Below are 11,741 nucleotides of genomic sequence, written 5' to 3'. Positions count from 1 at the left end.
CTGTGTCACTTCAAGCACTCCCTTCTTCTAAGAAATCCACTGCTTTTGTCATTAATTCCTGCAGCCTTTGCTCATTTTTTAATAAATAGTGATAGCCAATCAACGCTTCAAACGCTGTACTGTACCGATAAGTCTGTACATTGATATTTTTAGGCGTACTGCCCGATTTGGCATTTCTTCCCCGGACTACTACTTTGCTTTCTTCTTCTGTTAAAAGGTTATCCTCCAGCCAATGGAGAATAACCTTTGCCTGTGACTTGCCAGATACATATTGAATAGCTTCCTGATGTAATTGATTCGGTTTAATGGTTCCCCGCTCTAATAATAGCTCACGTACATATACTTCATAAATTGCATCACCAATATACGCCAGAGCGAGGCTTTTCATCTGTCTGACATCACTGTCTTTCATTATTTACCTCTTTTCCATCTTACACCCTGCGGCGTATCCTCTAAGATGATTTTTTCGTTCTTCAATTGATCACGTATTTCATCTGCACGGGCAAAATTACGATTTTTACGCGCCTCGTTCCGTTCCGCAATCAACGCTTCGATAATTTCATCCAAAAGCTCTTCCTCTTCATTTTTGATGTCAATTCCTAATACCTGAAGCATGGAGTCAATCGTTTCACGGAAGGCATCAATCACCTCTGTTGCTGTTTGCTCCTCCTGTACATAAACATTCGCCTCTTTAGATAAATCAAATAGAATGGAAATTGCATTCGCTGTATTAAAGTCATCATCCATCTCTGCTTCAAACCGTTTTTTACGGTCCTCAATACGGGCCAGCCATTCTTTATTATCCTCTCTTAGATCCATGCTTGCTTTACGACGATGTCCTAAATTGTGATAAGCTGTTTCAATTCTTTCCAAGCTTGTTTTAGCACTTTCTAATAATTCTTCTGTGAAATTAATCGGGTTGCGATAATGTACGGAAAGCATAAAGAAACGTAATACTTTCGGATCGTGCTTTTCAATTAAATCACGTGCAAGCACAAAATTACCGAGTGATTTCGACATTTTTTCATTGTCAATATTAATATAGCCGTTATGCATCCAGTAGTTTGCAAAGGTTTTATCATTATGTGCTTCGGATTGTGCAATTTCATTCTCATGATGCGGGAAGGTTAAGTCCTGCCCTCCTGCATGAATATCAATTGTTTCACCTAAATATTTCTTCGCCATCGCTGAGCATTCAATATGCCAGCCCGGGCGCCCTTCTCCCCAAGGAGAATCCCATGCAATTTCTCCTTCTTTTGCTTTTTTCCATAAAGCAAAGTCTAAAGGATCTTCTTTTTTCTCGCCGACTTGAATGCGGGCGCCAGAACGCAATTCATCAATAGATTGATGAGAAAGCTTTCCATATCCTTCAAAGGAGCGCGGCTTGAAATACACATCTCCGCCCGCTTCATAAGCATAGCCTTTGTCAACTAATTCTTTGATAAAGACTATAATTTCTTCCATCGAATCCATAACACGCGGATTTTGGGTTGCCTTTTTCACACCCAGTGATTTCACATCTTCTAAATAAGCATCAATAAACCGATCAGCAAGCGTACCTACCTCTTCCCCCGCTTCCTTGGCTGCTTTAATAATTTTATCGTCTACATCTGTGAAATTAAGAACATAACGAACATCAAAGCCCCTATATTCAAAATATCTCCGTACTGTATCAAATACAATGGCAGGACGTGCATTTCCAATATGGATATAGTTGTATACGGTGGGCCCGCAAACGTACATAGACACTTTTCCTGGTTCAATTGGTTTGAAATCCTCTTTCTGCCTTGTTAACGTGTTATATATTTGGATCGTCATGATTGTTTATTCTTCCTTTCTTTAAAAGCTCGATTTCCGCTTTTAGTTCTGTAATCTGGTCTTGTAAATCACTGCATTTTTCCGAAACCGGATCTGGAATGTTCTGATGATCCAGATCCCTGTTCAGTCTTATTCCATCTTGGACTACCACTTGGCCGGGAACACCGACAACTGTAGAATTAGCAGGAACATCTTTTAATACGACAGAGCCTCCTCCTACTTTTGAGTTCTCTCCAATAGTAATTGCCCCAAGTACTTTGGCACCTGTCGATATCATCGCATTGTCTTCAATCGTGGGGTGCCGTTTACCTTGTTCTTTACCTGTTCCGCCAAGCGTTACTCCCTGAAAGATTGTGACATTATCCCCTATTTCACACGTCTCTCCAATGACAACGCCCATTCCATGATCAATAAACAATCGTCTTCCTATTCTTGCCCCTGGATGTATTTCAATACCGGTTATAAAACGGGAGAATTGCGAAATAAAACGAGCCAGAAATTTCAAGTTCTTATTATACAGCCAATGAGCTATGCGATGAGCCCATATTGCATGTACGCCAGAATAAGTTAACATAACTTCAAAATATGTTCGAGCGGCCGGATCTTGTTCAAATACAACCTCCATATCCTCCTTCATTCTTCGAAAGACCACAATATACAGCCCCTTTTATTTAAAATAAGTTGGAAAGATTTCGCACAGCATAAGTGCCCTTGGTTTTTCTCTTCTATATCTATAAGAAAAGCGTCTCTGTGTTCTAAAAAACACAGAGACGCTTTTTGCGCGGTCCCACTCTGTTCAGAGAAAGAAAAACCTCTCTCCACTTTGCTCTTGTTAACGGCAGAGAACCGCTATCGTGTACTTTATTTTCTACGATAGACTCTGAGGCGCACTTCAAAAAGAAATCTTAAAATCACTCGCAGCAAATGTGATTCTCTCTGAGTAAGAAATTCATTTTTACTTTACCCCATCCACGCTTTATGGATATTTCGTTTTTATAGGCATTTCTTATAAGTACAAGTTCAAAAAGTAGCCAAATTAGAAGCAAGAAGATCAAAGCGCTATGGCTTTTCCGAACGGACTTCCACAGGATGTGGTGACTTCTGTGTTGTCCACAGGACGTGGACGATCTTAACAGAAGTTCCTCTATGCTTTCAAATACGTGAGTAACGCTCTTGGTGGGGCGAGTAATCGCAGTCCCAGTCCCATCGGAAAAGTCACGGCAACGCAGAGATTCGCCGCTTATCATTTGGAGACTTTTTGAACATCCTTTATAAGGATAATATATTATATAATCGGACAAATGTGAACTCTTAAGCTCCCATTTCCTTTAATAATTTATCCAAACGCTTCACGATAATATCTCTTCCTAATAATTCAATAGCAAAAGGCAGCTCCGGACCGTGCATTTGTCCCGTTGTCGCCACACGGATAGGCATGAAAAGTTTCTTACCGCGATGTCCTGTTTCTTTTTGGGTTGCTTTAAATTGCGCTTTAATTGAATCTTTATCAAACGACTCTAAATGGATTAATTTATCTGTGAATACCTGTAATACTTCTGGAACCTGTTCTTCACTCAGGATTTCCCGCTCTGCTTCACCATATGAAATATCCTCTTGGAAAAACAGCTCTGTCAACTCTACAATTTCTGCTCCATAGCGTAATTGTTCACGATATAAGCTAATTACATTTTCTGCCCATTCGCGTGTCTTCCCGTCCATATCTTCAGGAAGCTTACCTGCTTCAATTAAATGCGGCAATGCTAAGTCAATTACACGGCTTAAATCTGATTTCTTAATATATTCATTGTTCATCCATTTCAATTTATGCTGGTCAAAAATAGCAGCAGAAGTAGATAACCGTTGCGGATCGAATATTTCAATCAGTTCATCCTGGCTAAACATCTCTTCTTCGCCAACCGGAGACCATCCAAGTAAGCTGATGAAGTTAAACATCGCTTCTGGAAGGTAGCCCAGATTACGGTATTGCTCAATAAACTGCAGGATATGCTCATCACGTTTACTCAGCTTTTTACGTTCTTCATTAAGAATTAATGTCATATGCCCGTAACGCGGTGCTGTCCATCCAAATGCATCATAGACCATCATTTGCTTGGGTGTATTAGAGATATGCTCTTCTCCACGCAATACATCGGTAATTTCCATAAAATGATCATCAATAGCTACGGCAAAATTATAAGTTGGAATACCATTTTTCTTTACAATGACCCAGTCGCCAAAATCACTCGATTCAAATGTGATTTCTCCACGAACGATATCCTGGAAGGTATATGTTTTATTTTTAGGAACACGAATACGGATACTCGGTTTCCTGCCTTCCTCTTCAAAGCTCCGAATTTCTTCCTCTGTTAAGTTACTATGTTTTCCAGCGTATTTAGGGACTTGTCCATTAGTACGCTGCTCTTCTCGTTCTGCTTCCAGCTCTTCTTCTGTCATGTAGCATTTATAGGCTAAATCTCGCTCAAGCAGTTCATCTACGTACTTTTGATAAATATCTAAGCGTTCTGTTTGACGGTAAGGACCGTAATCCCCGCCGATATCTGCTCCTTCATCCCATTCCAGACCGAGCCATTTTAAATATTTTAACTGACTCTCTTCGCCGCCTTCTACATTTCTTTTATCATCTGTATCTTCTGTGCGAATAATAAATTTCCCATCAAAATGTTTTGCATATAAATAATTAAATAAAGCCGTACGAGCATTACCAATGTGCAAATGCCCTGTAGGACTGGGTGCATAACGTACACGAACTTCCTTACTCATTTAAAATGCCTCCTTCATTGTTTATAAAATCGCTTCGCTGCCTGTTTTTCAGGAGAAACTGTTCAAAAAATCTAATAGAAATCTTTTTTGAACACCTGTCAGAAGAGGGGCTCCCCTATCTTTATCCTATTAACAAGTTCTATACGAAAAGTGATAACATATCCATGTTATCACTTTTTTTATCCTTTATCAGTTATACCCTTTTTATAAAGCTTTTTCAAGTAATTTTGGTTTTGCAAAAATCATCCGGCCAGCAGAGGTTTGTAAAACACTCGTAATAACAACCTCAATATTTTTGCCGATATAATCTCTGCCTTCTTCTACAACAATCATCGTTCCATCATCTAAATAAGCAACACCCTGATTGTGCTCTTTCCCGTCTTTAATTACTTGAACATGCAGCTCTTCCCCCGGAAGTACAACCGGCTTCACTGCATTGGCAAGATCATTAATATTTAAAACAGACACTCCCTGAAAGTCACATACTTTATTTAAATTAAAATCATTTGTCACGACAATCCCGTCAATGACTTTTGCCAGCTTAATCAGCTTGCTGTCCACTTCTGGAATATCTTCAAAATCGCCTTCATAGATTTCAACTTTTACAGCGAGCTCTTTCTGAATTCTGTTCAAGATATCTAATCCGCGTCTGCCCCGATTCCGTTTCAACGCATCGGATGAATCTGCGATATGCTGTAATTCACCGAGTACAAACTGAGGAATAACGATTGTTCCCTCTAAAAAGTTTGTCTGACAAATATCTGCAATCCGCCCATCGATAATCACGCTTGTATCTAAAATTTTAGGGCTTGGATACTGCACATTTGAATCCGCATCCTCTTCATCATTGCTGCGGCGCTTGTCCTTTTTCGCAGGTTTGAGTATATTCATAAATTCCTCACGCCGGCGAAAACCAACCTGGAAACCTAAGTAACCAAGTATAATCATAATGAAAAGCGGCAAAACCTGCGAAAAAATACGAATGCTCATATCTTGCAAAGGCATATTAACAAAGTAAGCTATAACTAAACCGACAATTAATCCAATACTGCCAAAAAACAAATCCATGGCTGGTAATTTGACCAGTGCATCTTCCACCCAACGAAAGAAATTCACAATATAGTTTACTAGTAAATAAGACAAGATAAAAAATATAATAGCTCCAACAATCATTCCCAAAATAGATGAAGTTAACCAGCTTGATTCAGAAACGTTTAATAACTGAACGATTGCCGGAAGATAGAGATACCCCATGGTACCGCCCAATATAATAAAAAATAAGTGTACTACTTTTTTCATCAATTCCTTTACACCTCCTGACTAGTATTAGTAGTATTACCAAATGATGCGTAATATATGCTAACCTGATTGGAATTCTTCGAAAAGTTTATGTTCAAAAAACGGACCCGCAAATTTCGATGGGATGAGCAGCCACAGCACTTTTTGAACATTTTCTTAAAACTCTACTGATGTAATCCAATTTCTAAAGCTTCCTGCACATTGGAAACACCAATTACTTCGATACCTGCTGGATAATTCCAGCCGTCTAAATTATTTTTCGGACAAATTACCCGCTTAAACCCTAATTTTGCAGACTCCTGTACCCGTTGTTCAATACGGGATACACGACGAATTTCCCCTGTAAGGCCAACCTCTCCTATAAAAATATCATTTGGCTTTGTCGGCTGATCCCGGAAGCTTGATGCAATACTGACCGCAAGTGCTAAATCAATAGCCGGCTCGTCCAGCTTTACACCACCTGCTACTTTAATATAAGCGTCTTGATTTTGCAGCATAAGCCCGACGCGTTTTTCCAATACAGCCATCAAAAGCGGTACCCGATTATGATCTACCCCTGTGGCCGTCCTGCGCGGATTACCAAAGCTTGTCGGTGAAATCAATGCCTGTATTTCTACTAAAACCGGCCGCGTTCCTTCCATCGAAGCAACAACAGTCGATCCGGCAGCACCTTGAGATCTTTCTTCCAGGAAGATTTCAGAAGGGTTCATTACTTCACGTAATCCTTCCTCCTTCATCTCAAAAATCCCCATTTCATTTGTACTTCCAAAACGGTTCTTCACACCTCTTAAAATACGATAAGTGTGATGCCGTTCTCCTTCAAAGTACAATACAGCATCCACCATATGTTCTAATAAACGGGGACCTGCAATGGAGCCTTCTTTGGTTACATGACCGACAATAAAAATAGGAATACCTTTGGTCTTCGCAATTTTCATAAGCTCCATTGTACATTCTCTAACCTGTGAAACACTGCCGGGCGCACTTGTTATCTCTTCTTTAAAAACGGTTTGAATAGAATCAACAACGACAAAGGAGGGGTTAATTTCTTCTATCTGTCTGCTTATATCCATTAAATTTGTTTCTGATAATACATACAGTTTATCTGTTTTTATATCTAACCGATCTGCACGTAATTTTGTTTGTCTTGTAGATTCTTCACCTGAAACATAAAGAACCGGTAAATCTTTCTCCGCCAGCTGTGCAGATATTTGTAATAAGAGGGTTGATTTTCCAATACCCGGATCTCCGCCAATTAAAACCAGTGATCCTAAAACAACGCCTCCGCCCAGCACACGATTAAATTCCCTCATTTTCGTTGTCACACGAGGTTCCTTCTTCGATTCAATAGAGGTGATTTTTTCAGGCTTTTGTGAGGAGGTTATACCAGACATATATCCTGTTCTGCCTTTTACAGCAGCAGCTTCAATTTCTTCTACCATTGTATTCCATTGATGGCAAGCTGGACATTTTCCCATCCACTTAGCCGATTCATAACCACATTCTTGACAGACAAATTTTGTTTTCCTTTTTGCCAACGTTTGAAACCTCCTTCAATCAATGTTCCATGTCTAATGCAAGTCACTATACATGAAACCACCCATATTTCTTATTATAGACTATTTCTGGTTTTCATAGGTTACAGGAAAGCATCAAATTAAAAAACTATCTTCCATATTTATGCCACAAGTTTTTTCAATATAATGGAGAAAAGCTAGAAGAACCCATGTTCTTCTAGCTTTTGATACTTTATTAGGAAGTTCTTTTTAAGAAAGGATAATAAATTCTCCTTTGCTGTTTAAGCCTATTTTTACCTTTTGCTCTTTTTGAATGTTACCTTTTAAAAGCTCTTCTGACAATAAATTCTCAATATTACTTTGAATAGAGCGTCTCAGTGGACGGGCACCATACTCTGGATCAAAGCCTTCATTAGCAATTTTTTCAATCGCTTTATCTGTAAGAGAAAGTGTTAAGTCTTGCTCTTCTAAGCGTTTTTGTAGCTGTTTCAGCATTAATGATGCAATATCCTTCATGTGTTTTTTCTCCAAGGAATGGAACACGATGGTCTCATCAATACGATTTAGGAATTCTGGGCGGAATGCCTTTTTCAATTCGTCCAGAACCTTTGATTTCATATCCTGATGCTGTCTTTCTTCATTATCTAATGTGAAACCGACGTATTTATTACGCTTCAATTCGCTTGCTCCAACATTAGAAGTCATGATGATAACAGTATTACGGAAATCAACAACTCTTCCTTTTGAATCGGTCAACCTGCCATCCTCAAGTACCTGCAAGAGAATGTTAAAGACTTCTGGATGTGCTTTTTCCACTTCATCCAGCAGAACAACAGAATATGGTTTACGGCGGACTCTTTCTGTTAATTGTCCTCCCTCTTCATAACCTACATAGCCTGGAGGAGACCCAACTAAACGGGAAGTCGCATGCCTTTCCATGTACTCAGACATATCAATGCGGATCATAGCATCTTCATCGGCAAACATTACTTCTGCAAGCGCACGGGCAAGCTCTGTTTTACCGATACCAGTTGGCCCAAGGAATATGAAAGAGCCAATTGGACGTTTTGGATCTTTTAACCCGGCGCGGGCACGGCGAATTGCTTTTGCTACAGCATTTACTGCTTCGGATTGACCAATAACACGATCATGAAGAATTTCTTCCATGTTCAGCAGACGCTCACTCTCATCCTTCGTCAGTTTAGAAACAGGAACTCCTGTCCAAATTGATACAACTGCAGCAATATCCTCCATGGTTACTTCAGAATCGGTCTGCCCCTGCTTTTCCTTCCACTCATCCTTTGTTTTCTCAAGGTTTTCCCGATAACGCTGTTCAGAATCTCTTAGTGATGCTGCCTTTTCAAATTCCTGACTTTGTACTGCAGCATCTTTTTCTTTTCTTACCTCTTCTAATTTCTGTTCCAGCTCTTTTAAGTTTGGCGGAACAGTATATGAGTTCAAGCGTACTTTTGAACCAGCTTCATCAATTAAATCAATTGCCTTATCCGGCAGGAAACGGTCCGTAATATATCGATCAGATAAGGTTGCTGCTGCTTCAATTGCCTCATCTGTAATTGTTACACGATGATGCGCTTCATAGCGGTCTCTTAAGCCTTTTAAAATTTGAATTGTTTCATCAAGTGTCGGTTCATCCACCTGAATTGGCTGGAACCGGCGCTCTAACGCAGCATCCTTTTCAATGTATTTCCGGTACTCATCTAATGTCGTTGCTCCAATACATTGTAATTCTCCGCGGGCAAGTGATGGCTTAAGAATATTAGATGCATCAATTGCACCCTCTGCTCCACCGGCACCAATAAGGGTATGGAGCTCATCAATGAATAAAATAACGTTCCCTGATTGACGAATCTCTTCCATTACTTTTTTCAAGCGGTCCTCAAACTCACCACGATATTTTGTTCCTGCAACAACAGTACCCATATCTAATGTCATCACACGTTTATCGCGCAGTGTTTCCGGAACCTCATTATCAATAATTTGCTGTGCTAGTCCTTCTGCAACAGCAGTCTTGCCGACACCGGGCTCACCAATAAGCACAGGGTTGTTTTTAGTTCGGCGGCTCAGTACTTGAATAACACGTTCAATTTCCTTGGAGCGTCCAATAACAGGGTCTATCTTTCCTTCTTTCGCGCTGACTGTCAAATCGCGGGCTAAAGAATCTAAAGTAGGGGTGCTTGCGTTTGTCTGCTGCCCTGTGCGCCCTTGGCGCCCTGCCTGGGACTCATTACTCCCTAAGAGCTGAAGCACCTGCTGCCGGGCTTTATTTAAGCTTACACCAAGGTTATTTAAAACACGGGCAGCAACTCCTTCTCCTTCACGGATTAAACCTAAGAGAATATGCTCTGTTCCAACATAAGAGTGGCCCAGCTTCCTTGCTTCATCCTGAGATAATTCAACGACCTTCTTCGCTCTGGGAGTATAATGAATGGATTGAGAAGGCTGCTTGCCAACACCAATCAGCTTTTCAACTTCTTCTTGAATTTTAGATACTTCCAAGCCGAGAGATTGCAATGCTTTCGCAGCTATGCCTTCCCCTTCACGTACCAAACCAAGAAGAATATGCTCTGTTCCAATATTATTATGGCCTAATCGTACAGCCTCATCTTGAGATAATGCTAATACCTTTTGTGCTCTCTCTGTAAAGCGACCAAACATCATATGTTATTTCCTCCTACTTTTTCAAATTTAATCTTTCACGAATGATGGAAGCCCTTCGAATATCACGTTCATCAGAGCGTAATGCTTTATTAGCATAATGTTGCAGGAATCCAGGTTGTGTTAAAACCATCAGCTCATTCAGTATATTCTCGGAAATGTTTTCTATTATGCCTAAATCTATACCTAAACGCAAATTTGAAATACAAATCGCAGCTTCCTTTGAATCAATTATCCTGCTATTTTTTAATGTTCCATATGAACGGAAGACGCGATCCTCCAGGCTAATCTCTGATTGTTCGTAAATATATACACGAGCCATGCGCTCATGCTCCACGAGCTGATTAACAATGCTCTCCAAATCTTCTATAATGTCCTCTTCCGATTTGCCCAGCGTAATCTGATTTGATATTTGAAATATATTTCCTCTTGCCTCACTGCCCTCACCATATATCCCTCTGACAACAAGACCTAGCTGGTTGATTGCGGGAATCAGCCGATTAATTTGCTTTGTCAGCACGAGAGCAGGTAAATGCATCATAATAGAAGCTCGCATCCCAGTTCCAATATTTGTAGGACAACTGGTGAGGTAACCTTTTGTCTCGTCGAATGCATAGTCGGCCTTTTCTTCCAGCCAATCATCTAAGTAGTATGCTTCCTCCAATGCTTTTTTCAGCTGTAGACCTGGATAATACACCTGGATACGCAAATGGTCCTCTTCATTTACCATAATCGAAGTCTGCTCATTTTCGGATAATAACACAGCCGCATGATCACTATGCTTAATTAAATGTGGACTTATTAAGTGTTTTTCCACCAAAACAAGTTTTTCAATCATATTTAAATTATTCATTGGTATAAATGAAATGGAATTCTGCTCCGTATCTTCCTGCTGAGTATAATTTTTCTTAATAAACTGCAGTACTTCTTCTAATGCTTCTTGATTACCGGATGTCGGGTACAATTGATCAGCAAAGTTGCGGGCTAAACGAACGCGGCTGCTCATCACTATATCTTTATCTGGACCATCCTCCAGCATCCATGGGCTAATCGCTTCGTTTATAAATGATTCTAATGTCACGTGTTATCACCCGCTTCCTTATTTTGGTGATTTTCTTTCTCCAGTTCTCTGATTTTATCACGAAGAACAGCTGCCTTTTCAAACTCTTCTTCTTCAATCAGCTGTTTTAACTCTTCTTTATGAGAAGAAATTAATTGTTTTTGCTGTATATACTTTCCTGCACGCTTTGGTATCCTGCCAGTATGCTTTGTATTTCCAGCATGTACACGCCGTAAAATTGGTTCTACCTTGGATCCAAAGGAAGCATAACAATTTGCACAGCCAAATTTCCCGGCCTTTTTAAATTCACTAAACGTTCTGCCGCAAGAGGGGCATTTCAGTTCTTGGGACTGATTGGATTTTGTTGTTCCTGCAGAGCTCAAATTTAATCCATCCTTTTGGAACAGCCCTGATAAAAGGTCATTTAAAGAATATCCTTCTTCTGGATAGCTTAAATACCCTTTCTTCTTGGCACATACTTCACAAAGACTGATTTTTGTCTCCTGGCCATTTATTATATGTTTAAAATGTAATGTAGCCTTTCTTTCATGGCATTCCTGGCATTCCATACGACGCTCCTCCCCTTCAGG

At 40.0% G+C, this 11,741-nt stretch carries 9 protein-coding genes and 1 other annotated feature; all 9 genes read right to left on the bottom strand.

Annotation, left to right across the window (positions count from 1 at the left end):
* Positions 1 to 10 precede the first annotated feature (10 nt).
* A complete protein-coding gene (locus tag MKY30_RS06720; RefSeq protein ID WP_341083188.1) occupies positions 11 to 412 on the bottom strand; it encodes a Mini-ribonuclease 3 in 402 nt (133 codons plus the stop codon).
* Positions 412 to 1,818, bottom strand: a complete 1,407-nt coding sequence (gene cysS / locus MKY30_RS06715) for a cysteine--tRNA ligase (protein WP_341083187.1) — start codon at positions 1,816 to 1,818, stop codon at positions 412 to 414. The genes MKY30_RS06720 and cysS overlap by 1 nt, the downstream gene beginning before the upstream one ends.
* Positions 1,799 to 2,455, bottom strand: coding sequence for a serine O-acetyltransferase (cysE, locus tag MKY30_RS06710; protein WP_147211567.1), 657 nt, complete (start codon positions 2,453 to 2,455; stop codon positions 1,799 to 1,801). Before cysE ends, cysS begins: the two co-directional genes overlap by 20 nt.
* A gap of 126 nt (positions 2,456 to 2,581) precedes the next feature.
* Positions 2,582 to 2,799: a binding site (T-box leader), on the bottom strand.
* A gap of 330 nt (positions 2,800 to 3,129) precedes the next feature.
* Entirely contained in the window at positions 3,130 to 4,599 is a 1,470-nt protein-coding gene (gltX, locus tag MKY30_RS06705; RefSeq protein ID WP_147211553.1) for a glutamate--tRNA ligase, read from the bottom strand.
* A 204-nt stretch (positions 4,600 to 4,803) separates the two neighbouring features.
* Positions 4,804 to 5,901, bottom strand: coding sequence for a PIN/TRAM domain-containing protein (locus MKY30_RS06700; RefSeq protein ID WP_147211554.1), 1,098 nt, complete (start codon positions 5,899 to 5,901; stop codon positions 4,804 to 4,806).
* A gap of 161 nt (positions 5,902 to 6,062) precedes the next feature.
* A complete protein-coding gene (gene radA, locus MKY30_RS06695) occupies positions 6,063 to 7,436 on the bottom strand; it encodes a DNA repair protein RadA (protein WP_147211555.1) in 1,374 nt (457 codons plus the stop codon).
* Positions 7,437 to 7,664: 228 nt separating this feature from the next.
* Positions 7,665 to 10,094: an ATP-dependent protease ATP-binding subunit ClpC gene (clpC, locus tag MKY30_RS06690; protein ID WP_147211556.1), complete on the bottom strand. Its 2,430-nt coding sequence runs from the start codon at positions 10,092 to 10,094 to the stop codon at positions 7,665 to 7,667.
* A gap of 13 nt (positions 10,095 to 10,107) precedes the next feature.
* A complete protein-coding gene (locus tag MKY30_RS06685; protein WP_147211557.1) occupies positions 10,108 to 11,172 on the bottom strand; it encodes a protein arginine kinase in 1,065 nt (354 codons plus the stop codon).
* Positions 11,169 to 11,720 carry a UvrB/UvrC motif-containing protein gene (locus tag MKY30_RS06680; protein ID WP_147211558.1) on the bottom strand — a complete coding sequence of 184 codons (552 nt, stop codon included), beginning with the start codon at positions 11,718 to 11,720 and terminating at the stop codon, positions 11,169 to 11,171. Before MKY30_RS06680 ends, MKY30_RS06685 begins: the two co-directional genes overlap by 4 nt.
* Positions 11,721 to 11,741 lie beyond the last annotated feature (21 nt).

Origin of the sequence: Oceanobacillus sp. FSL W8-0428, from assembly GCF_038004405.1 — a bacterium.
GTDB classification, from domain to species: Bacteria; Bacillota; Bacilli; order Bacillales; family Amphibacillaceae; genus Oceanobacillus; species Oceanobacillus sojae.
This window is presented reverse-complemented; position numbering and strand designations above follow the sequence as displayed.

Coding starts and splice junctions, on each gene's coding strand:
- MKY30_RS06720 (WP_341083188.1), bottom strand. CDS start 412: ATGAAAGACAGTGATGTCAGACAGATGAAAAGCCTCGCTCTGGCGTAT.
- cysS (WP_341083187.1), bottom strand. CDS start 1,818: ATGACGATCCAAATATATAACACGTTAACAAGGCAGAAAGAGGATTTC.
- cysE (WP_147211567.1), bottom strand. CDS start 2,455: ATGAAGGAGGATATGGAGGTTGTATTTGAACAAGATCCGGCCGCTCGA.
- gltX (WP_147211553.1), bottom strand. CDS start 4,599: ATGAGTAAGGAAGTTCGTGTACGTTATGCACCCAGTCCTACAGGGCAT.
- clpC (WP_147211556.1), bottom strand. CDS start 10,094: ATGATGTTTGGTCGCTTTACAGAGAGAGCACAAAAGGTATTAGCATTA.
- MKY30_RS06680 (WP_147211558.1), bottom strand. CDS start 11,720: ATGGAATGCCAGGAATGCCATGAAAGAAAGGCTACATTACATTTTAAA.